The sequence below is a fragment of the Halorarum sp. SLYT50 genome, assembly GCF_059821265.1.
On the sequence record NZ_CM187555.1, the window covers coordinates 682,195 to 700,883 of the forward strand.

The following is an 18,689-nucleotide window of genomic DNA, read 5'->3' on the forward strand; positions in this document are numbered from 1 at the left end:
TGTGGCCGACTGACTGTCGTCTACCGACGCGAGCCGGCGTCCCCGAGGGAGGAGCGGGGCGCTACAGCGACCCGAGGCCGAACACGAGCGAGGCCGCCGCGAGTCCGGCGGAGACGAGGAAGCCCGCGAGCCAGACGGGCGTGCTCCACCGGCGGACGGTGTTGCCGTCGAGCGGGCCGAACGGGAGCATGTTGAACGCCGCGAGCAACAGGTTCACCGCGAGCCCGCGCCCCCCGAGGTGCGCGACGAGCGGCGACCCGACGAGACCGCCGAGGAAGACGACCGGGAGGAACAGCGCCGCGAGCGCGAGGTTCACCACGGGACCCGCGAGCGCGACGAGACCGTGTTCCCGCTCGGTGATGCGTCCAGCGTGGTGGACCGCGCCGGGCGCGGCGAAGAGGAAGCCCGCGAGCCCCGAGACGACGGCCAGGAACAGCATCCCGTAGTCGGCCCGGAACGCGGCGCGCTGGCCGAACCGGACGGCGACGACCTTGTGGCCGAGTTCGTGGAGCAGGAAGCCGACCCCCGCGGTGAACAGGCTGACGAACAGCGCCGAGGCGAGCGCGCCGTACGCGCCGCCCGTCGCGCCACCGAGGACCGCCCTCCGGTCGAAGAACAGCGCGAACGCCAGCCCGAGTGCGAGCCACGCGAGCAGGAGGTCGCGGAGTTCCCGCCCGGAGAACGAGAGCACGCCGGGTGAGCCGCCGCGTCCGCGGCCCGCGTCGGCCGTCCGCCCGCCGCGCCGACTCACCCGAGCAGCCCCCTGACGGTCCCCCAGACGATGCGCGCGCTCTGGCGTGCCCCGTCGAGCATCAACTCGGTCACGCTCGCGTCGAACGACGAGAAGAACACCGGCAGCACGTAGAGGACGAACAGCGCGCTGGCGACGATGCTCCCGACGTTCGTCAGCGCCACCACGACGATGAGTCTGAACAGCGGCACGTCCAGCATGTCCGAGACGACGGCGCCGAGCGGTCTCGTCTCGTCCGAGAGGAGTTCGTTGAGCCGGCCGATGTCGGTCACGTTCACCGTCATGTGGCGAAGCTCCATGTAGCCGGTGAACCACCCGGGCGCGAGCAGCGGGTTGACCGACGTCATCCACGCGACCAGCCCGCCGACGGCCGCGGACGACCAGCGCGCGCCCGCGAGTTTCGCCAGCCCCGCGGCGAAGACGCCGTTGACGAGGAACCACGCGGCGAACAGGAGGAGCAGTTGTTCGTTGCGCACGCCCGCCATCGCCAGCAGGGCGAAGAAGGCGACGAACCCGATCGAGATGCCGTACGCGAGCAGTCTCCCCCACGGGAACCCCCGCGACTCGGCGCTCCCGACGAGCGACTCCGCCGGCGGGAGCGTCTCGGGGTTCCGGAGGTACGCCTCGATGCCCTCGCGGTGACCCGCGCCGACGACGGCGACGACGCGAGCGCCCGCCTCGCGCAGGGCGACGAGTTCGTGGGCGATGTACGCGTCCCGCTCGTCGATGAGCGCCGCCGCGCCGCCGGGCGAGAACGCCCGGAACTCCTCCATCATCGCCGTCACCACGTCCGCGTCGGTGAGGTCGGCGGGGTCGAACTCCTCGAACTCCTCGTCCTCGTCGGCCAGTCCGAGGCCGAACACCTCGATGGCGACGGCGACGAGTCCGCCGACGGCGGCGCCGACCACCAGTCCGAGCCCGAGGCTGCCGAGCGTCCGGAGGACGAACCCAGAGAGAAGCGACGCGACCGACGCGACGCCGACGCCCGTGACGGCGACGACGCTCCCCGCCGCGAGACCGACCCCCGCTCCGGCCGCGAGACCGACGTAGCCCCCCTCGAGCCGCGAGGCGAGTTCGTACCCGACGTAGCCGACGACGACCCCCACCAGCGCGCCGACGCCGGCGCGAGCCAGCAGCGGGTCGGTCAGCCCGACGGCGCCGCCGAACAGGCCGATAGCGGGACCAAGGAGGAGGCCGGCCACGAGACCGAAGACGACGCCTGCGACCCGGGGGTCGGAGACGCCGAACGCGAGCGCGCCGACCATGCGGAACTTCTCCAGCACGGAGAGGCGCGCCCAGAACCGCTGGACGGTCGTCTGGATGTCACGGTCCACGAGCGCCACGTCGACGCCGAGCGACTCCGCCGTCTCGACGGCCGCGAGCATCTCCGCGCCGGGGTCGATGTCGAACCGCTCGCCCATCCGCGTCTGGACGTACGAGAGCATCCAGTAGGCGATGAACTGGAACACCGTGTTTCCCCGGAGCAGGTCGCCCGCGTCCAGGTCGTCCGGCGTCTCGCCGCGCATCTGGCGGAACCGTCCCTCGTCGAGTTCGACCGCGACCACGTCCGGGCGCTCCTCCTCGATGACCGCGGTCACCTCGTCGACGCTCGCCTGCGAGACGTGCGCGGTCCCGACGACGCGGACGCTCCCATCGCCGGACGTCGGCCGGTTCGAGGAGTCGGCCGCCCCGCCGGCGGAGGGTTCCGGCGACCGGTCGGAGTCGGGACTCACGCGACCCCTCCCCCCGGACCGGGTCGCGTTCGAGGTCCGTCGCTCATTGGACGCGGGTTTTCCCCGACCCCGTTTACGTGTATCGGAGTCTCCCCCGCTGGAACGGGAGCGTCGCGGCCGACGGTCTCGCGCGGTAGTTATTCGTAGCAGCCCTTCGAAGGGAGTCCATGGATCACGAGGCCGACATCGCCGGCATCGGCGTGGGCGTGGGGCCGGACGGCGACGAGGTTCCCGCTGTCGTTCTCAGGGCGCGCGACGAGTACCTCCCCATCTTCGTGACGCGCGACCAGGCGCAGTCGATTCGATTGGCGATAGACGGCGAACAGTTCGAGCGCCCGCTGACGCACGACCTGCTGGTGGACGTGCTGGTGGAGTTCGGCGGGGCGGTCGACTCGGTGCGCATCGACGACCTGTCCGACGGGACGTTCTACGCGAAGGTCGACGCCGAGCGGTACGACGACGGCGAGCCCGAGCAGTTCGTCTTCGACGCCCGACCGAGCGACGCCATCGCGCTCGCGGCGCGCTTCGAGTGCCCGATACTCGTGAGCGACGCGGTGCTCGACGCCGCCGGCCAGCCGCCCGAGACGGTCAAGATGGACGACGACCCCGAAGAGTAGCTCCGGCAACCCCGGGAGCCCCTCTCTGACGGAACGGAAGTGGCGCCGACGCCGTTCGGGCGCTCGCTCTCACTCGTCCGCTCGACGCGCGCCGTCGCCGGGTTCGTCGACTAACTCCGCGCGTTCCCGGAGCGCGGCCGCGACGGTCCGGGCGGGCACCCCGTTCGCCCGTGCGGAGTCGACGACTTCGGCGAACGCCTCCTCGAGCAGCGCGGCGGACCGAATCTCGCGGTTCGTTATCACGCACCGATGTTCGTACCCGTGGGTTGTAATGCCTCAGGCGTCGAGGCCCGAACGCGTCGAACGCCGACCGGGGGGCTCGTCGCCGACCGCGGGAATCGCCGGGCGTATACCGGCCGCGGGCGAACCGGCGCGCGTGACCGCCGACGCCGACGGTGAGACGAGACGAGTCGAACTGGCCGAGTCGTACACCGAGATGACGGAACTGCTGCTCCCGAACGACACGAACAACCTGGGCCGGGCGCTCGGAGGGGCGGTGCTCCACTGGATGGACATCTGCGGGGCCATCGCCGGGATGCGGTTCTCCTCGCGGCAGTGCGTCACGGCGTCGATGGACCACGTCGACTTCATCGCCCCCATCGACCTCGGCGAGGTGGCGGTCGTCGAGGGGTACGTGTTCAACACGGGGCGGACGAGCCTCGACGTGAAGGTCGACGTGCGCGCGGAGAATCCCAAGACTGGCGAGGAACGCCAGACGACGTCGTCGTTCTTCACGTTCGTCGCGCTCGACGAGTCCGGGACGCCTACCCCGGTCCCAGGGGTGACGTGTCCGACGCCCGAGGAGGAGGCGCTCCGCGAGGAGGCCGTCGAGGAGCGGCGGACGCAGTCGCTGGCCGTCGCGGAACGGTTCAGCTGAGTCGACCCTCGGTCGTCGGGGTGAGTCGGACGGGTCCGAGGCTCGGGCTGACTTCCGGGATACCGACTTTTCGTGCCCGAAACCGGACCAGAAGACGTCGCTGGGTCGTCCTACTATCTCGCCCGCGACCGTATCGGACCCATGGTCAAGCAGGTGGTCTGTCGGGAGATGGGGATCGACTGCGAGTTCGAGATTCGCGACGGGAACGAAGAGGAGCTGATAGAACTGGTCCAGCGCCACGCCGAGAACACTCACGGGATGGACCTGTCGAGCGAGGACATCAGGGGCGCGATGCGGGACGCGAACCCGTAACGCCGGTCCCGGTCAGACGTCCGGGGCGGGACGTTCCCCCAGTTCGAGCGAGACGGTCCGCTCGCTCCCGTTCCTGCGGACCGTCACGTCGACGGTGTCGCCGGGCGACGTCTCGAGCGCGAGGACGTTCGAGAGGTCCGCCTGCGTCTCGACCTCGCGGCCGGCGATGCCGACGACGACGTCGCCGCCGGTCGGTACCTGCACCCCGTCGACCGTCTCGGTCCCGCCCGCGCCCCGGAGCACGCCGGCCGACGGACCGCCGGGCACCACGTCGGTGATCACGACGCCGCCGATGTCGTCGAGTCCGTACGCCTCCGCGACCGTCGGAGAGACCTCCAGCAGACGGACGCCCATGTACGGGTGGTCGTACTCGCCGTCGGCCGTGAGCGCGGGGAGCACGCGGCCCGCGAGCGCGGCCGAGATGGCGAACCCGATGTTCTCCCCGCCCGCGGAACTGACGACGCCCGCTACGCGCCCGTCGAGCGTGACGAGCGGCCCGCCGGAGTTGCCCGGGTTGAGCGCGGCGTCCGTCTGGACGGCGTCCGCGATGAGGAAGTCGTTCGGCGCCGGGAGCAGGCGGTCGACGCCGCTGACGACCCCCTCGGAGGCCGACCCGGTGTAGCCGTACGGCGAGCCGATGGCGAGCACGTCGCTCCCCACGGGGGGTTCGGGGTCCGTGTCGACGAACGGGAGCGGGGCGGCGTCGCCGGGCGTATCGGCGGGGTCGAGCACCGCGAGGTCGCTGTAGGGGTCGGTCCCCACGACGTCCGCGTCGGCCCACTCGTTGCCCCGGAAGCGGAGCTTCACCTCCGTCGCGCCGTCGACCACGTGGTCGTTCGTGACGACGGAGCCGTCGCCGCGGACGAAGCCGGACCCGCTGCCGAGGGGACCGGACTCGTCGTACACGAGCACGCCGACGACCGAGGGGATGACCCGCTCGTACACCGCGGCGGCCCCCTCCGTCGCGGTGGCCTCGAGGGTCGCGTCGGCCGCGTCGGCGTCGGACGCGGTCGTCGCGACCGGGTCGTCCTCCATCGCCGCGGACCCGCGCGGCGCGCCGGAACTCCCGAGCGAGATGCAGCCGCCGAGTCCGACCGCGACAGTCGTCGCCCCCGCGAGGAACTCCCGTCGTCGTGGCATACCCGTGGGTACGGTCGCGCCCGGATAACTTCCCCGCTCGGGGGGTTTTTGCCGCCGGCAGGCGAGGGTCGCGTATGGGCCTCGACGCCGACCCGCCGAGTCCGCCGACGCTGAACGCTGTCGACCCCAGCCAGTACGAGGACACCGATGTCGAGGGCGACGAGTACCACCGCGCGGACCTCGAGCGGTTCCTCCGCGAGGGCGCGTGGGCCGAGGCGTTCGAGCGGTGGGCCGCGGACGCGGACCTCGACGAGACCGAGTGGAGAATCGTCGTCGACCTCGAACTGGTCTCCAGATTCGACTTCTTCTGGGACGACTTCGCCGACCGAGTGGGGTACCACGCGCCCGGCCTCCCCGAGGACTGGAAGGAGCGCGACCTCCACCCGGCGTTGACCTCCTGGGAGCAGGTGTCGGGAATCAACGCGGGGCTGACGGAACTGGGGCGAATCGTCTGCGAGGTGTTGAAAGCCGACTACGTCGACTGGGAGAGCGAGTTCGAGGCGCCCGACGACCTCCCGGAGTTCTGACCGCGCGAACGCCTCGACGGGTCGCCCGGTAGCGATTTAGGTCCGCGGGACGCACTCGCACACATGGTCACCCAGACGGAGCGGGACGACATGACCTGGTACGAGTGCGAGGGGTGCGGTCTCCTCTTCGACGACCGCGAGGACGCTCGCCAACACGAGGAGAACTGCGACGCCGAGGACCCCTCGTACCTCCAGTGACCGCCCCCCGTCGCGTTCGGGTACGCCAGCGTGTCGCCTCACTGCCGGCGTGCCACCCGTCACCCGTCTGACGCGAGTCGGTCACTCGCGGTCCCGCCCGACCGACAGGTCGACGTCGCCGGCCTCGCCGCCGCGCACCGCGTGTCCGTAGTTGAGTACGGCGACGAAGACGGTCCCGCCGACGGCGTTGCCGACGGTCGTCCAGAGGAGGAACCCGAGAAACGCGCCCGGAGTCACCCCCCGTCCGAGCGCCATGGCCGTGAGCACCTCCGTCGAGCCGAGGAGGCTGTGGTGGAACGGGCCGAACCCGATGGCGCTCGCGACGACCCACGTCGCGAGGAACTCCCCGACGGAGTCGCGCGAGGCCGAGACGAGCCACGTGAGCAGCCCCATCAGCCAGCCGGCGACGACGCCGCTGAGGAGCGTGGTACGCGCCGAGAACGGGACCAGCGTCTCCGCGAGCGCCCCGAACGCGGCCGGGTCGACGACGGCGAGTGGCGGGCCCACGACGGCGATGAGACCGGCGAACACCGCACACCCAGCGAGGTTCGCGAGGTAGACCACGACCCACAGCCGCGCGAGGTCGCGGACCGTGGCCTCCCCGTTCAACACGGGCAGGAGTCCCAGCGTCGTGTGAGCGGTGAACAGTTCCGTCTGTCCCAGGATGACGAGTACGAACCCCACCGCGGAGACGTTCGCGAGCACGAGCCGCTTCACCAGCTCCGACGAGAACTCGGGCGAGAACGTGAGCGCCATCCCCATGAACAGCGCTCCGAAACTCACGTTCAACCCGGCCGTGAGTCCCGAGAGGGCGAGGCCCGACGAGGGGCGGTCCATCTCGCGGAGTGCGCTCCGGAGTTCGTCCTCGAGCACCTCGCCGTAGCTCCGCGTCTCCTCGGTGACCTCCCGACTGTCCATCGGCGTACCGCACTCCGGCCAGTCAGTTAGTGGTACCGTGGGGGACGCTCACCCGTCCAGGTCCGCGTCGAACCCGAGCGCGCGAGGCCCTCGAGGCGGTCTTTCGCGTCCGCGTTCGTCTCATCGTCGCCGGCCTCGCCGCCACGTCGCCCTCGCGGGTAAGCGGACGGGCCGACGGGCGCGCTCGTCGGGGTCAGAAGTTCTCCTCGGCGAGTCGCTCCGCGTGTTCGCGCGACTCCGCGGCGACCCAGCGGACCTTCGCCGCCTCCCCGTAGGCGAGTTCCTCCTTGAGTTCGTCGCGGAGGACGCCGACGCCGTGCCCCAGCGAGGTCCCGTCGGCGTCGCCGAGTTCGTACACGCCGTAGCGCTCGGGGGCCGCGCCGACCGCGCTCCGGTCGAAGTCGCGCCAGCGTTTGCGGAGGCTCACGCTCCCGGCTCCTCCTCGGGGGCGCCGCCGGCGGCGTCGCCGGTGGGAGCGGCGTCGGGGCCGGCCGTCTCCTCGTCTTCGTCGTCGGTCACGAACTCGTAGCTCTGCTCCCCCCAGTCGTCCTCGACGAAGACGAACACGCGGCCGCGGGCCACCTCGGGGTCGGCTTCCACCTCGGTGCGCTGTCCGCCCACGCGGCGCACCGTGACGCCCGGGAACAGTTCCTCCGTCTCGCCGGTCTCCAGGATGACACGCCCGACCCCGGTGTCCGCGAGGATGTCGTCGTGCGTCTTGAGGTCGTTCACGTACATCAACACCCCCTCCGTCTCGGTCGGGTCGGTGACGAGCACGTGCGTCTCCTTGCCCGGGGCGGTGGTGAGCGACCCCGACACCCGCCGGGGGACGCCGCGGTAGAACGTGACGCGGCCGTCGAGGTACTCGACCTCGACGCCCTCGTCGCGGAGGGCGACGGTGACCGTCGCCGGCGACACGTCGCTCCGGTTCGGTGCGCTCATACCCCCGGGTTCCGTCGCCGGCCGAATAAGCGTCGCGTCTGCGTGCCGCCGTATCCACGCCGACGTACCGTCGCAGTCACGTCCGGACCCGGTGCGTCCCGCCGGCGGGCGGTCTCCGGCGAAGGTCGGCGCGACCGCCAGTTTCAACACGGCTGACCGCGCCGGTACCCCCATGCAGGGCCGCGCCGTCGCACCCGGAGCCGGCACCGTCGTGAACGCCATCGCGACGGGCGTCGGGGCCGCGTTCGCGCTCGACGTCGAGACGACCGCCGAGGTGCGTCTCGACCCCGACGCGGACCGCGTGACGGGCGACATCGCGGGCGACCCCGACGGCGACACCACCCTCGTCGAGCGGTGCGTCGAGTTCGTGGTGGCCGAGTACGGCGCCGACGAGGGCGGGACCGTCCGGACCGAGAGCGACGTGCCGACCGCGGCGGGCCTGAAGTCCTCGAGCGCGGCCGCGAACGCGACGGTGCTGGCGACGCTCGACGCACTCGGACTGGAGGTGGCCGACGACCCCGACGCCGACGTGACCAGGACGGAGGCGTGTCTCGTCGGCGTGGAGGCCGCCCGCGACGCCGGCGTCACCGTCACCGGGGCGTTCGACGACGCCGCCGCGAGCATGCTCGGGGGCGTCGTCGTGACCGACAACGCCGAGGACGCGCTGCGGGTCCGCGACGAGTTCGACCACGACGCGCTGGTGTGGACCCCCCCGGAGCGCGCCTACAGCGCTGACACCGACGTGGACCGCTGTCGGCAGGTCGCCCCGATGGCCGACCTCGCGGTGGAACTGGCGACGGAGGGCGAGTACGGCCGCGCCATGACGGTGAACGGCCTCGCCTTCTCGGCGGCGCTCGGCTTCCCGGCGGACCCGGCGGTCGAGGCGATGCCCGACTGCACCGGCGTCTCGCTGTCGGGGACCGGGCCGAGCGTCGTGGCGGTGGGCGCGCCGGCGGAACTCCGGCGGGTCCGCGAGCGGTGGGCGCGCCGCGACGGCGAGACGACGGCGACGCGAACGCGGAACCGAGGAGCGCACGTTCTATGACAGACGACACCCCCGAGACGGCCGACCCCGACGAGATGGAACTGGCGGAACTTCGTGAGGAGATAGAGGACATCGACCGCGAACTGGTCGAACTCATCGCGCGACGGACGTACGTCGCCGACACCATCGCGAGGGTGAAAGCCGAGCGGGACCTCCCGACGACCGACGAACAGCAGGAACAGCGGGTGATGGACCGCGCCGGCGAGAACGCCGAACGGTTCGACGTGGACGCGAACCTCGTGAAGGCCATCTTCCGGCTGCTGATCGAGTTGAACAAGGTGGAGCAGCGCGAGAGTCGTTAAAGGGGTGCTGAGGAGGTCGCGGACCCTGATCGCGTGGTAAGGACTTTAAACTGGGACCGCCGAACTCTCGACCATGGGAAGTACCGCGAGGATACCGAGCAACGAGCCATCCGAAGACGAAGAGGAGGTCAGGCTCGGTGACCTCCTTGCCGGTCGGTTGTCCGACGTCGACGTGGATTCGGTCGAGGCGGTCCGCGACGTCAGAGAACGCGAATGAAGGCGTTCGTGGACACGAACGTCTTCGTCGCTAGCCTCACCGAAGAACCGGGTCGGGGGGAGGTAGCGACGGAGTTCCTCAACCAGGACCACGACTTCTGTACGTCGATCCTCAATCTCATGGAGATTCGGTCGGTGATGACGAAGAAGAACGGGTCGAACAGGACCGCGTCGAGGGGGTGTTGGACGACATCACCGAGAACGTCGACGTGTACGCGCCCGAGATCAGCGACCAGATCGCGGCCTACCAGCGACAGCGCGACTCGCTCCTCTACACGATGAACTGTGTCCTCCTCCCACTCGCCGAGGACGTGGACGCGACGCTCGTGACGTTCGCGGCGAGCTCCTCGACCACGGTGGCGTCGCGCCGTCGAATGTGATGGAGTAGCAGTCGCTCGGGACAGTACCTCGATCACCAGCTACCGTGCGCGTGTGCGCTGGCTCGTGACACGAGCGTGTGGAGCGATGAATCAGATTTCGATGGACAAGATTTCGTACCTGTGTACTCCATCGAGGAAGTCGTCGACGCGTTCGAGATGGGGCGGTAAGAGATTCCACTCCCCCCGGCAGAGAACCGTCCGCCGCGGAGGCGAACGCGGGATCTTTGGTGAAGAATCCCAGTAGCCGATAAGATCAGTGTATAACATACCGAAAATTGAGATGCCACTCAGACGGATCGGACTGGTCGAGATTCGAAGTTTTCCGCTCTTTGACTGCCGTACCATACTCCTGAAGTGCCGAGAGACCAGTCCCCAGAGTAGAACACGAATTGGTCTGACTCTCGACAGGGACGAGGCAGCGAGACGATCCCGTCTCCACTCACACGCTACTCCGCTTCGGACCTGTGAGTCGATGGTTCGTCTCCCTCTCCGAATGAGGAACACGCGTGGTTGAAGTCGAGTTCCTCGTCAACGCAGTTACGCTCGCGATCGTCCTCGTGGTTCTCGCATTCGTGGGTATCGCGTACTACCGGACCCGTATCAATCGACTCCTGGTCCTCCTGCTATTGACGGTGCTACTCGGCACGAACATGCTCGTCGCGATCGCCGAAGAACTCCTCGAAGGGAGCATCCCCTACTTCGACCTACTGGCGAGCCTGCTCTCTCTCGGCATCGCGCTTCTGCTCCTCGTTACCGTTCTCAGTCGATTCTCTTGGGAGCCAGAATGACCCGACCATCGCTCCGCCCCAGACGGTGGTGAGTGATGGAAGACTCCGGTGACGGGAACCGGGAGCGACCCGAAGACGAGGGACTGCCGCTCTCGACCCGGAAGCAACTCTTCACTCATGTGAAGGCCAACCCCGGAATCCACTTCAGTCAGTTGAAGCGGGATCTCGACATGGAAACCGGGCTCCTCCAGTACCACTTGGGTGAACTCGAAGACTACGACGTCCTCGAAAGCGAAGAGCACCAAGGCCAGCGTCGGGTGTTCGTCACCCGCGAACTCGACGAGGAGGAACGAGCGATCCTCGCCGTGTTGCGCTACGAGACGACCCGCACCATCCTCCTCCACCTCCTCGAACATGGACCGGCACGCAATAGCGAGATCGCTGAGACCGGCGGCGTGACCCCGGCGACGATCTCGTGGCACCTCTCGAACCTCGTCGAGGAGGGGATCATCGAACCGGTCGAAGACGGGCGTACGACGCGCTACCGGGTGGCGAACGAGGAACTCACGGTTCAACTCCTCGTCCGCTATCGGGAGAGCTTCGTCGATCGGGCCGTGGACCGGATCATCGACTTCTGGGGGTGAGCCAACGTTCCACCTGACTACACACCGGTTCATTGACGACTGTTCCTCGGCTATACCGGTTCCCGCTGTCCGGAGTAACGAGTCCCCATCTCATGCCGTCCCTGACACCCGTTTCGATAGCGTTGGAGCCGAGATGATCAGACCCGCCAGGATCGCTGTCCCGACCACCGTCACGATCAGCGGTGGGGAGAGCAGATACACGGCGATCCAGAGGATGGCGATCGGCGTGCCGGCGATGATCGTTCCCCGAAGATCGAGCGTGTCCGAGGGACAGACGAGATACCACGCGACCTCCGCCGAGCGACGCCCCGAACCACTGGCCAGCCTTCCAGACGTTTCCAGGTGGCTGAAGTCAACTAGCGATGACAGCCAGTGCGCCGAGGACGATACCGAGCGCGAACACCCGAAGCGGACGTTCGTCACCGACCGAAGCTGCGACCGCGAACAGACTCGCCCCAGCCACGACACCAACGACGATGTCGACGAGGAAGTGGACGCCGATGATCACCCGGGAGGCCGCGACGAGTACGACCCCCGTGCCAGCGACCGCCCACCGGACCGGTGGTGAGCCGACCTTCAACTGCGAGGCGAGTGCCGCGAACACCGCAGTGGTGCCGAGTGCGTGTCCGCTCGGGAAGGCATAGCCTCCGCCGGTCGTGATACTTCTGAACGTCCCTTCGAGAACCGGTGGGAGCCACGTCGGGACGGTGACGGTCCCGGCTCCAGGGGGCCGGGATGCGGCGAAGACGTTCTTCAGCAGGTCGGTGAGCGAGAACGCCGCGAACGTCACCGCGAGGACGAAGGCACCGTCGCGCGGCGTCTCGGCGAGCGAACGCTCGGTTCCGAGCAGGTAAACGAGCGTCGCCAAGCCGACCAGAAACCAGGGATCACCGAACTGAGTGATCAGTCCCCAAAACCCGATGAGTACACCGATATTGGGGGAGAGCGACTCAAACACTCCGACTCCTCGATTCGGGATCGCGAGATCGAACACGAGGACACCTGCCAGGATGACGACCAAGGCGGTGGTCGTGACGACCGCGAGGGTTCCGTAGTCCGGTCTCTCACTATCGGATCGATCGGCGGGTTCATTGTTACGCATTCTTAGATAGGTTGAGGAGCGGTTCTCGTTCGATAGTCGGGGCTGGTGGTGACGGATGCCGCATACTCGTCTGCGTGGATAGTCGTCGCTCGTCGTTCGTTCTCGACGTCCTAGTATCCGAGCGGATAACGGAGCCAGCCGAGAGCGTGGTCACACAGCTTGCGACTCTGCTCTCGGATCGGGGGGACTTCGAGGGCGTCAGTCGTCGGACTCGAACATCTCGTCGAGTTCGATCCCGTCGTCAGCGTCCTCGTTCTCGACTTCGAGGACCTCCCCGGAGGTACCGTCGACTTCGACTTCCTTCGTGGGGCCGTTGTCTTGAGCGACGGAGACCTCCCAGACGGGGCCGTCCTCCTGTTCGAGACTGGCGCTCTCGACTGTGGCGCCGTCACCGACGTGGTCGACGGCGATCTGTGCGGCCCTGTCCTCGGAGATGTCCGGATCTGCGGTAGTGGTCTGATTCGTCGCGGCGAACGCCATGCCGACGCCGCCGACGAGGACGGCCACGGCGGCGATGGCGAGGATGGATGTTCGGTTCACGCTCTACTCCGTCGAACGGGCGAGAACGCCTTGAGGGATACGGTACGTGCCTCTAGGAGTGGTACACGCGTCTAACTGGCTTGTGGTCTTGAGGTTGGTCCCCGAGAGAAGTCAGAGTGATACCGGCGAGTGAAACTGGTCGTCAACGGGAGTTCCAACGGTCGAAACGGACACCCGAGTCATTCCTCGTCAGCCGGCTCCAGCGGCACTCTCGACACCTCGATGTCCTCGTAGTCCTTCTCGGACGAGAGTACGTCCATCCCTCGCGTCTCCGCCGTCGCGGCGTGGAACGCGTCGAACGGCGTCATCCCCTCGTCGTAGTAGTTCACGGCCTTCAGGACGACCTGCTTCTCCTCTTCGTCTCGCACGGGAACGAGTTCGAGCAGGTTCGCCACGAGCGGAACGTAGTCGAACTCGTATCGTTCGCGGGCGAGGACGAGTTCGAGATAGGAGAACGCCGACGTTTCGACCTCGTACTCGTCGAGCGCGTCCTCAGCCGACCCCTGCAACCAGTCGGAGTCCTTGGCGAGTGCGAGCAGAAAGTCCGTCTCGACGTGCACCGTCATCTATCGGCGTCCGTTCCCTGTGCCTCGGCTTTCGCCTCCGCTTCGATGTCCCCTCGAATCTGCTCGACGGACGCGTCCCCGAGTTCGCCTGCCGCCTCACGGACTGCGGCGAGCGGGTCGTCTGCGACTGGGATGAGTTCGATCCTGTCCTCGTAGGTCACGATGTGATACCGCTCCCCGTACTTTTCCCGCACCTCCTTGGGGATATACAGCCGACCCTGCCGGTCCGTCTCCGCTGACATGGAGGAAACTATGATGGACTGAAACAAGAATCTTACCACTAAATATTCTCCTATGGTACGAGTCAGATGATTCGAATCGGGCTATGGTAGATCTATCCGAGTTGAACAAGGTGGAGCAACGGAGCAGTAGGTAGCCGTAATCTGGCGACACGAACCGTATAGCACTCGTTTAGTTCCAAAGATATCCTTCCGATTGCTGTTCTCTCAGTTCGCGTTCGGTGAAATGCACCATATTCTGTCTCACTGACCCCGAACTGCTGTCCGTAGACCCCTCCATTTTCCAAGATTTGAGGTCGTGACCGATTCGTTATATCGCGCAGTCTCCGCCCACCGACGAGCCACTCACCGTCGAGAAGTCAGGGGTGCGTTCGGACGGGGGACGACAGGCCCACCCACGCTACTCTAACGTTTCATTGTCGTTCCTCGCTAGGCGGCGACCTCGGACGAGTTTTTTGCCACGTCGGGCAGCCCAGACAAGCACAACTGCGACTAGGTAGGCGAAGAGGAAGAACCCGACCGTCCCGAGTCCTTGGTCGACGGGGCAATCCCACCAAGCAGGGTTCCGTAGAGTGCCATGACGGGTAACGCGAACACGAACAGGGCGAGAAGGATCGCTCGAAGCACCCCGGTCGGCTCACCTACCAGAAATTGTGAGAGGAATCCAAGGTAGCCAACTGCGGGCAGGGCAAACACGAGCAGCACTGCTCGGTTCCACAGGGTGTTACGGAGGGCACTGTCCATATCGTTCAATTATATTTCTATCGACATATCCTTTTCTGGCTCGCTCCTTCGGTGAGTTTCGATGGTCCATAATGAGAACACGATCGTCGAAACGGCTTTGGTAACACGTACGTAATACCACCGTATGTCTGAAGCAACCACGGAAAACAACGGAGACGACGAGATCGTTACGGTGAACTTCAAGGTCACGCAGTCGTTCCTCGACGAGATTGACGAGACGTGGCAGGGACGTGGCTTCAACAGCCGGAGCGAGTTCATCCGCTACACGCTCAGGGATGCGACCGAGTTCCCGACGTTCGACCGGGACGAACTCGTCGCTCTCCTCCGAGCCGAGGAGGACATCCGCGAAGGACGCACGATGAGCGCCGAGGAGGCACGCGAGCAGTTCGGGACGGACGGCGATGAGTGACAACGACTGGACGTGGGACCTCACACCGAAGGCGCAGGACGACCTCGCCGCACTCTCGCCGCAGGAGCAAGACCGGATACTGGACAAATTGGACGAGATCGTCGAATCACCGTGGCGTGACCCACCGGGTTACGGGGAACCGCTCCAAAACAGCCCGCACAAGAAAGTGCGAGTTGGAGAGTTCCGTCTGGCTGTGACGTTCCGTCGAAACGAACAGCGCATGGTGGTCGCTCGAATCAAGCGCCGGGGTGGCGCATACACTGCCGACGACGACTGAGTTTCTTGCAGTCACAGGTATGGTAGATCTATTCGAGTTAAACAAGGTGGAGCAGCGGGAGTCGAGGTGGCCGATATCGGGCGTTTCAGGGCTCTTATCGCCGTTCGGATAGTCAATTCTTCTTTCGGCAGTTGTTCTTTCGTTCCTCGGTCGGTGAACGAGAACACATTAGCGACGTTGTTTTCGAACCGACGCAGGAATGAGGTGGAGACCGATCGCCGATTCGTTAATCCGATTCTCGAATGAACGTGAGTACCTCCTCGATGAAGCGATCCGGTGCGGTGTTCATTGGCTCGTGTGATTGCCCGTCGAACCTAACGAGCCGACTATTCGGAAGCGCATCGTTGACCGCTTCAGTCGCGTCTTTGTAGAACGGTGGGCTCTCGCCACCGCCCAACACCAAGGTCGGCGTGGTCATGTCTTCGAACCGGCCAGCTTCAAACTCGTAGTCGGCGATTGCTTGCCACTCGCGGGGCAGTGTCTGGGCCGCGTCCACCATGTCCTGCCAGATCGGTGCCGAACGAGCCACGTCGATTTCGTTCGGTGTGAGGTGGGCTTCTTGCTCCAGGAATAGCATGAGCGCCTGTTCGTTTCCGCCATCCTCCAACAGCCGCTTCATTTCCGCGACCACTTTGTCTACGTCGAATTTGTGGTCCCCGACCTGGATTGGAGGTTCGTTCACGATGAGTTTGCGTAGATTGTCGGTTTGCAGGGCCGCCTCCAGCGAATAGAGGGCACCACCGGAATGGCCAAGCAGAACTACGGGTTCGTCGATCGACTCGACGACCGCAACCACGTCCTCGGCCTCCCGTTCCAGTTCGTACTCGGCAGCATCGCCGCTCTCGCCGCGACCACGACGGTCCATCGCGTAGACGGTGAAGTGTTCTGCGAAGGCGGAACGGACGCCAGTCAGGTCCCAGAACTCGTGAACATCGCAAACCCCGTGCACAAGCACGAACGGCGGCCCACTTCCCGTCCGTTCGAAAGTAATTACAGTACCATCTGCGGATGTGACTATCCTCATTTCGTTCCCCGAATCTGGTGATGTCGCTTCTCCCATAGAATGAATTACCCACATTCTCTACGCGGCATAGTCAGATAGAATCATCGTCCGAAAATCTATACAACCTGAACGGGAAAGCAACGGACTATGAGTCGGTAAGTCGGTGAACGATACACGCTATATTCAGTATTGCTATGGCGATATCTCACTCACCGAGGATTTCGACAAGCCTTCACCATCGGTAGCGCACGCCCATATATACGGGCTCGTGAAAGCGTCTGTATCTCTTGTTTCCAAAAGTCTGACCTTCCAAGATATATTATTCCACTGCATTGTGTTACGGATTTCATCCACCTCAACAAGGTTGAGCAGCGGGAGTCGAGGTAGCCGTAATCCGGCGACACGAACCGCATAGTACCGTTTTGGTTCAGAGAATAGTCTTCCGATAGCTGTTTCTCGGGTCGGGGGCGGTGAAAAGGACCACATCACGTCTCACCTCGGCACTCATCCACGACCCGAGAACACGAGAACTCGTCGTCACGCATCCGTCGGACCGGTGGCTCACTTTACCGGTCGAATACCGGCAATCGATACCACGGGTCCACCGCTATCTCGGATACCGGCCCATCGAATATCCGCTCACCTGAAGAGAATTCCGGAGGTTAAGCGCTCTTAGAGCCAGTCTACACGCGATGAATTATCACCACGGAGCTCTTGCTTCGGTCGCCTCCGCTTCCGCTCGTCAGTATTACGGAGACGCTCGCCCCCGGCGAGGTAGAGTGTGTGCACGCGCTCTGTCTCCAGTCCGACGTTCGGGAGTTCACCGTTCAGTTCAATCCCGACGACGGCGTCACCGAAGCAGACCTCCTCGCCCTCGACGAAGTCGTCGAAGCCGATTTGGCGCTGGTAGAGTTCACGAGAACTCTGCACTGAAAGCCACTCCCCCATCGCCATGGACCCTGCTCCTGCGATCAATCCCGCAAGTCCCGTGACGAGAATCGTAGTTGATTCTAAGGCTGCACCCGCGACGCCCATCACGAGGCTGAGATTCGAGACGAGTCCGTCGTTCGCGCCGAGAACCGCCGCTCGAAGCGCGTTTCCACTCGTCGAGCGGTGGCGGCCCTCCAACGGAGCCAGAATGTCCCCTTCGGCTCCTCGTCCCGGTAGTTCCGCAATCGTCACCAACAGTCTATCGTGTGACCGCTCGTCGGCGGATAGTCCCGTCCCCTCCGTCTCCGGTTGCGTTGCGTACCCCTGCCCACCGGTGACTTCGCCCGTACGCATCGTCGAAAGGACGAAGCCGGGGCCGAAGCGATGTGCCAGCCACGCCAACGTTCTCGCCCGAAATGTCGGTCTCGGCTCTGAGTCGTTCTCACCGGCGTCTGCGAGTTTCTTCGACCAAAATTCAGCGTGGTCGGTCTCCGTTTTAGCCAACCGACGATATACCTCGGCGAGTTGTGGACGGGACTCTGCCTCGGCCATCGCGCGATACACCAACGCTACTCTCTTTCGTCAGCCAACACAATAGCGATAGTGCGATAGACGAACAGACGAGGCCTCGTGAAACGCATCCGTTCTACTCCGCCTTGCGGCACCGAACACGATAGAATCGCGAGGAAGGTGACGAGCGCCGTTCGACGCCGCGACTCTCCGTCGACCGACTCGCTCGGCGCGTTCGGGGTCTCCCCTCGGACCGAGCGCTGGTAATCGAGTTCCGAGCGGCGACTGAGGTAGTCACTCGTCCCCATCGAGAACCCGTCGGCGAACAGGCTCCCCCACCCAGAACGAGCGCGATAGACGGGGGGAGTGCGTCCCCGGCCACCCCCGACACGACCGCGAACGTGGTCACGATTCCGTCGTTGGCCTCGAAATCACTTCTGCGAGGTACTACCCGGAAGACTTCACCTCGTCTCCGAGAAGGTGCTCAATCATCCTTCGGGGGGCTTCGAGTCGCGGCAAAGGACCGTTGGTCCGAGCGAACGACCGGGGAAACGGTTTCGGGTACGCGCCGACAGGACCGTCCATGGGCGAACGTATTCTCGTCCCGTTCGACGGCTCGCCGCTCTCGGAGCGAGCGCTGGAACGGGCCGTCACGAGACATCCGGACAGCCAGATAACCGTCCTCTACGTGATCGACCCGGTGCTCGTCGTGTACGAGGCCGAGGCTCGGGGACTGCAGGAGGCGCGGTCGTGGCACGACCGGATGGAGGAACGGGCCGACGAACGCTGTGCGAGTGCCAGAGCGCAGGCCGAGGAGCACGGCTGTGAGATCACGACCGCCGTGGAAACCGGTCCCCCCGCCCGCACGATACTGGAGTACGCGGACGAACACGACATCGATCACGTCCTCATGGGAAGTCACGGACGCGAGGGCGTCTCGCGACTCGTCCTCGGGAGCGTGGCGGAGACTGTGATGCGTCAGTCACCCGTCCCTGTGACGGTCGTCCGGTAGCCCGTCACCGGGGGCCGGAACCCGTAC

General features: G+C 65.8%; 27 protein-coding genes. 14 read left to right on the forward strand and 13 right to left on the reverse strand.

What is annotated here, in order from left to right; translation table 11 throughout:
- Positions 1-61 precede the first annotated feature (61 nt).
- Together AC6RUA_RS03565 and AC6RUA_RS03570 are read right to left on the reverse strand one after the other, a co-directional pair.
- The gene (locus AC6RUA_RS03565) at positions 62-691 is read right to left on the reverse strand and encodes a zinc metalloprotease (RefSeq protein ID WP_499815391.1); all 630 of its coding nucleotides are present in this window, start codon (positions 689-691) and stop codon (positions 62-64) included.
- 56 nt (positions 692-747) lie between these two features.
- Positions 748-2,484, reverse strand: coding sequence for a TraB/GumN family protein (locus tag AC6RUA_RS03570; RefSeq protein ID WP_499814568.1), 1,737 nt, complete (start codon positions 2,482-2,484; stop codon positions 748-750).
- 167 nt (positions 2,485-2,651) lie between these two features.
- On the opposite strand from AC6RUA_RS03570, the gene AC6RUA_RS03575 reads away from it, so the two are divergent.
- Entirely contained in the window at positions 2,652-3,101 is a 450-nt protein-coding gene (locus AC6RUA_RS03575; protein ID WP_499814569.1) for a bifunctional nuclease family protein, read from the forward strand.
- A gap of 69 nt (positions 3,102-3,170) precedes the next feature.
- Here the strand turns inward: AC6RUA_RS03575 and AC6RUA_RS03580 are convergent, their stop codons facing one another.
- Positions 3,171-3,344, reverse strand: coding sequence for a hypothetical protein (locus tag AC6RUA_RS03580; RefSeq protein WP_499814570.1), 174 nt, complete (start codon positions 3,342-3,344; stop codon positions 3,171-3,173).
- A 193-nt stretch (positions 3,345-3,537) separates the two neighbouring features.
- Here AC6RUA_RS03580 and AC6RUA_RS03585 point away from each other — a divergent pair, with 193 nt between their 5' ends.
- Together AC6RUA_RS03585 and AC6RUA_RS03590 are read left to right on the forward strand one after the other, a co-directional pair.
- Positions 3,538-3,978, forward strand: a complete 441-nt coding sequence (locus AC6RUA_RS03585; RefSeq protein WP_499815392.1) for an acyl-CoA thioesterase — start codon at positions 3,538-3,540, stop codon at positions 3,976-3,978.
- A gap of 141 nt (positions 3,979-4,119) precedes the next feature.
- A complete protein-coding gene (locus tag AC6RUA_RS03590; RefSeq protein WP_499814571.1) occupies positions 4,120-4,290 on the forward strand; it encodes a DUF1059 domain-containing protein in 171 nt (56 codons plus the stop codon).
- A gap of 12 nt (positions 4,291-4,302) precedes the next feature.
- Here the strand turns inward: AC6RUA_RS03590 and AC6RUA_RS03595 are convergent, their stop codons facing one another.
- Positions 4,303-5,430 (reverse strand): S1C family serine protease, encoded by a 1,128-nt coding sequence (locus AC6RUA_RS03595; RefSeq protein WP_499814572.1) that lies wholly within the window; start codon positions 5,428-5,430, stop codon positions 4,303-4,305.
- 74 nt (positions 5,431-5,504) lie between these two features.
- Here AC6RUA_RS03595 and AC6RUA_RS03600 point away from each other — a divergent pair, with 74 nt between their 5' ends.
- Both AC6RUA_RS03600 and AC6RUA_RS03605 read left to right on the forward strand, forming a co-directional pair.
- Positions 5,505-5,957 carry a DUF7992 family protein gene (locus AC6RUA_RS03600; protein ID WP_499814573.1) on the forward strand — a complete coding sequence of 151 codons (453 nt, stop codon included), beginning with the start codon at positions 5,505-5,507 and terminating at the stop codon, positions 5,955-5,957.
- A gap of 63 nt (positions 5,958-6,020) precedes the next feature.
- Positions 6,021-6,155 (forward strand): DUF7128 family protein, encoded by a 135-nt coding sequence (locus AC6RUA_RS03605; RefSeq protein WP_499814574.1) that lies wholly within the window; start codon positions 6,021-6,023, stop codon positions 6,153-6,155.
- An 81-nt stretch (positions 6,156-6,236) separates the two neighbouring features.
- On the opposite strand, the gene AC6RUA_RS03610 is transcribed toward AC6RUA_RS03605, so the two are convergent.
- The 3 genes from AC6RUA_RS03610 to AC6RUA_RS03620 all read right to left on the reverse strand — a co-directional run bounded on the left by AC6RUA_RS03610 (position 6,237) and on the right by AC6RUA_RS03620 (position 8,015).
- On the reverse strand, positions 6,237-7,073 hold the full coding sequence (locus AC6RUA_RS03610; RefSeq protein ID WP_499814575.1) for a formate/nitrite transporter family protein: 837 nt from the start codon (positions 7,071-7,073) through the stop codon (positions 6,237-6,239).
- Between the two features lie 193 nt (positions 7,074-7,266).
- Positions 7,267-7,500: a DUF7508 domain-containing protein gene (locus AC6RUA_RS03615; RefSeq protein ID WP_499814576.1), complete on the reverse strand. Its 234-nt coding sequence runs from the start codon at positions 7,498-7,500 to the stop codon at positions 7,267-7,269.
- Complete coding sequence (locus tag AC6RUA_RS03620; RefSeq protein ID WP_499814577.1) at positions 7,497-8,015, reverse strand: DUF5796 family protein; 519 nt, start codon at positions 8,013-8,015, stop codon at positions 7,497-7,499. Before AC6RUA_RS03620 ends, AC6RUA_RS03615 begins: the two co-directional genes overlap by 4 nt.
- 172 nt (positions 8,016-8,187) lie before the next feature.
- Between AC6RUA_RS03620 and AC6RUA_RS03625 the strand changes: the two genes are divergently transcribed.
- The 6 genes from AC6RUA_RS03625 to AC6RUA_RS03650 all read left to right on the forward strand — a co-directional run bounded on the left by AC6RUA_RS03625 (position 8,188) and on the right by AC6RUA_RS03650 (position 11,330).
- Positions 8,188-9,060, forward strand: a complete 873-nt coding sequence (locus tag AC6RUA_RS03625; protein ID WP_499814578.1) for a shikimate kinase — start codon at positions 8,188-8,190, stop codon at positions 9,058-9,060.
- Positions 9,057-9,362 (forward strand): chorismate mutase, encoded by a 306-nt coding sequence (locus tag AC6RUA_RS03630; protein ID WP_499814579.1) that lies wholly within the window; start codon positions 9,057-9,059, stop codon positions 9,360-9,362. Before AC6RUA_RS03625 ends, AC6RUA_RS03630 begins: the two co-directional genes overlap by 4 nt.
- Positions 9,363-9,435: 73 nt before the next feature.
- Positions 9,436-9,579, forward strand: a complete 144-nt coding sequence (locus AC6RUA_RS03635) for a hypothetical protein (protein ID WP_499814580.1) — start codon at positions 9,436-9,438, stop codon at positions 9,577-9,579.
- Positions 9,576-9,860: a type II toxin-antitoxin system VapC family toxin gene (locus AC6RUA_RS03640; protein WP_499814581.1), complete on the forward strand. Its 285-nt coding sequence runs from the start codon at positions 9,576-9,578 to the stop codon at positions 9,858-9,860. Before AC6RUA_RS03635 ends, AC6RUA_RS03640 begins: the two co-directional genes overlap by 4 nt.
- A 604-nt stretch (positions 9,861-10,464) precedes the next feature.
- On the forward strand, positions 10,465-10,746 hold the full coding sequence (locus AC6RUA_RS03645) for a hypothetical protein (protein ID WP_499814582.1): 282 nt from the start codon (positions 10,465-10,467) through the stop codon (positions 10,744-10,746).
- 35 nt (positions 10,747-10,781) lie between these two features.
- Positions 10,782-11,330: a winged helix-turn-helix transcriptional regulator gene (locus AC6RUA_RS03650; protein ID WP_499814583.1), complete on the forward strand. Its 549-nt coding sequence runs from the start codon at positions 10,782-10,784 to the stop codon at positions 11,328-11,330.
- Between the two features lie 352 nt (positions 11,331-11,682).
- Here the strand turns inward: AC6RUA_RS03650 and AC6RUA_RS03655 are convergent, their stop codons facing one another.
- The 4 genes from AC6RUA_RS03655 to AC6RUA_RS03670 form a co-directional block, all read right to left on the reverse strand.
- A complete protein-coding gene (locus tag AC6RUA_RS03655; RefSeq protein ID WP_499814584.1) occupies positions 11,683-12,351 on the reverse strand; it encodes a phosphatase PAP2 family protein in 669 nt (222 codons plus the stop codon).
- Positions 12,352-12,630: 279 nt separating this feature from the next.
- The gene (locus AC6RUA_RS03660; protein ID WP_499814585.1) at positions 12,631-12,972 is read right to left on the reverse strand and encodes a PepSY domain-containing protein; all 342 of its coding nucleotides are present in this window, start codon (positions 12,970-12,972) and stop codon (positions 12,631-12,633) included.
- Positions 12,973-13,151: 179 nt separating this feature from the next.
- Positions 13,152-13,538 (reverse strand): PIN domain-containing protein, encoded by a 387-nt coding sequence (locus tag AC6RUA_RS03665; protein ID WP_499814586.1) that lies wholly within the window; start codon positions 13,536-13,538, stop codon positions 13,152-13,154.
- Positions 13,535-13,780 (reverse strand): AbrB/MazE/SpoVT family DNA-binding domain-containing protein, encoded by a 246-nt coding sequence (locus tag AC6RUA_RS03670; RefSeq protein WP_499814587.1) that lies wholly within the window; start codon positions 13,778-13,780, stop codon positions 13,535-13,537. The genes AC6RUA_RS03665 and AC6RUA_RS03670 overlap by 4 nt, the downstream gene beginning before the upstream one ends.
- 865 nt (positions 13,781-14,645) lie before the next feature.
- Here AC6RUA_RS03670 and AC6RUA_RS03675 point away from each other — a divergent pair.
- Positions 14,646-14,930: a ribbon-helix-helix domain-containing protein gene (locus AC6RUA_RS03675; protein ID WP_499814588.1), complete on the forward strand. Its 285-nt coding sequence runs from the start codon at positions 14,646-14,648 to the stop codon at positions 14,928-14,930.
- The gene (locus AC6RUA_RS03680; RefSeq protein ID WP_499814589.1) at positions 14,923-15,207 is read left to right on the forward strand and encodes a type II toxin-antitoxin system RelE family toxin; all 285 of its coding nucleotides are present in this window, start codon (positions 14,923-14,925) and stop codon (positions 15,205-15,207) included. The genes AC6RUA_RS03675 and AC6RUA_RS03680 overlap by 8 nt, the downstream gene beginning before the upstream one ends.
- A 226-nt stretch (positions 15,208-15,433) precedes the next feature.
- Here AC6RUA_RS03680 and AC6RUA_RS03685 read toward each other — a convergent pair whose 3' ends face one another.
- Positions 15,434-16,162 carry an alpha/beta fold hydrolase gene (locus tag AC6RUA_RS03685; RefSeq protein ID WP_499814590.1) on the reverse strand — a complete coding sequence of 243 codons (729 nt, stop codon included), beginning with the start codon at positions 16,160-16,162 and terminating at the stop codon, positions 15,434-15,436.
- A 720-nt stretch (positions 16,163-16,882) separates the two neighbouring features.
- Positions 16,883-17,692, reverse strand: a complete 810-nt coding sequence (locus AC6RUA_RS03690) for a VIT1/CCC1 transporter family protein (protein ID WP_499814591.1) — start codon at positions 17,690-17,692, stop codon at positions 16,883-16,885.
- 541 nt (positions 17,693-18,233) lie between these two features.
- On the opposite strand from AC6RUA_RS03690, the gene AC6RUA_RS03695 reads away from it, so the two are divergent.
- Complete coding sequence (locus AC6RUA_RS03695) at positions 18,234-18,662, forward strand: universal stress protein (protein ID WP_499814592.1); 429 nt, start codon at positions 18,234-18,236, stop codon at positions 18,660-18,662.
- The last annotated feature ends 27 nt before the right edge of the window (positions 18,663-18,689 follow it).

Excerpts from the sequence above, each read along its gene's own strand:
- AC6RUA_RS03575 (WP_499814569.1), top strand. The coding sequence starts at position 2,652 with ATGGATCACGAGGCCGACATCGCCGGCATCGGCGTGGGCGTGGGGCCG.
- AC6RUA_RS03585 (WP_499815392.1), top strand. The coding sequence starts at position 3,538 with ATGACGGAACTGCTGCTCCCGAACGACACGAACAACCTGGGCCGGGCG.
- AC6RUA_RS03590 (WP_499814571.1), top strand. The coding sequence starts at position 4,120 with ATGGTCAAGCAGGTGGTCTGTCGGGAGATGGGGATCGACTGCGAGTTC.
- AC6RUA_RS03595 (WP_499814572.1), bottom strand. The coding sequence starts at position 5,430 with ATGCCACGACGACGGGAGTTCCTCGCGGGGGCGACGACTGTCGCGGTC.
- AC6RUA_RS03600 (WP_499814573.1), top strand. The coding sequence starts at position 5,505 with ATGGGCCTCGACGCCGACCCGCCGAGTCCGCCGACGCTGAACGCTGTC.
- AC6RUA_RS03605 (WP_499814574.1), top strand. The coding sequence starts at position 6,021 with ATGGTCACCCAGACGGAGCGGGACGACATGACCTGGTACGAGTGCGAG.
- AC6RUA_RS03610 (WP_499814575.1), bottom strand. The coding sequence starts at position 7,073 with ATGGACAGTCGGGAGGTCACCGAGGAGACGCGGAGCTACGGCGAGGTG.
- AC6RUA_RS03620 (WP_499814577.1), bottom strand. The coding sequence starts at position 8,015 with ATGAGCGCACCGAACCGGAGCGACGTGTCGCCGGCGACGGTCACCGTC.
- AC6RUA_RS03625 (WP_499814578.1), top strand. The coding sequence starts at position 8,188 with ATGCAGGGCCGCGCCGTCGCACCCGGAGCCGGCACCGTCGTGAACGCC.
- AC6RUA_RS03630 (WP_499814579.1), top strand. The coding sequence starts at position 9,057 with ATGACAGACGACACCCCCGAGACGGCCGACCCCGACGAGATGGAACTG.
- AC6RUA_RS03635 (WP_499814580.1), top strand. The coding sequence starts at position 9,436 with ATGGGAAGTACCGCGAGGATACCGAGCAACGAGCCATCCGAAGACGAA.
- AC6RUA_RS03640 (WP_499814581.1), top strand. The coding sequence starts at position 9,576 with ATGAAGGCGTTCGTGGACACGAACGTCTTCGTCGCTAGCCTCACCGAA.
- AC6RUA_RS03650 (WP_499814583.1), top strand. The coding sequence starts at position 10,782 with ATGGAAGACTCCGGTGACGGGAACCGGGAGCGACCCGAAGACGAGGGA.
- AC6RUA_RS03665 (WP_499814586.1), bottom strand. The coding sequence starts at position 13,538 with ATGACGGTGCACGTCGAGACGGACTTTCTGCTCGCACTCGCCAAGGAC.
- AC6RUA_RS03670 (WP_499814587.1), bottom strand. The coding sequence starts at position 13,780 with ATGTCAGCGGAGACGGACCGGCAGGGTCGGCTGTATATCCCCAAGGAG.
- AC6RUA_RS03675 (WP_499814588.1), top strand. The coding sequence starts at position 14,646 with ATGTCTGAAGCAACCACGGAAAACAACGGAGACGACGAGATCGTTACG.
- AC6RUA_RS03680 (WP_499814589.1), top strand. The coding sequence starts at position 14,923 with ATGAGTGACAACGACTGGACGTGGGACCTCACACCGAAGGCGCAGGAC.
- AC6RUA_RS03690 (WP_499814591.1), bottom strand. The coding sequence starts at position 17,692 with ATGGCCGAGGCAGAGTCCCGTCCACAACTCGCCGAGGTATATCGTCGG.
- AC6RUA_RS03695 (WP_499814592.1), top strand. The coding sequence starts at position 18,234 with ATGGGCGAACGTATTCTCGTCCCGTTCGACGGCTCGCCGCTCTCGGAG.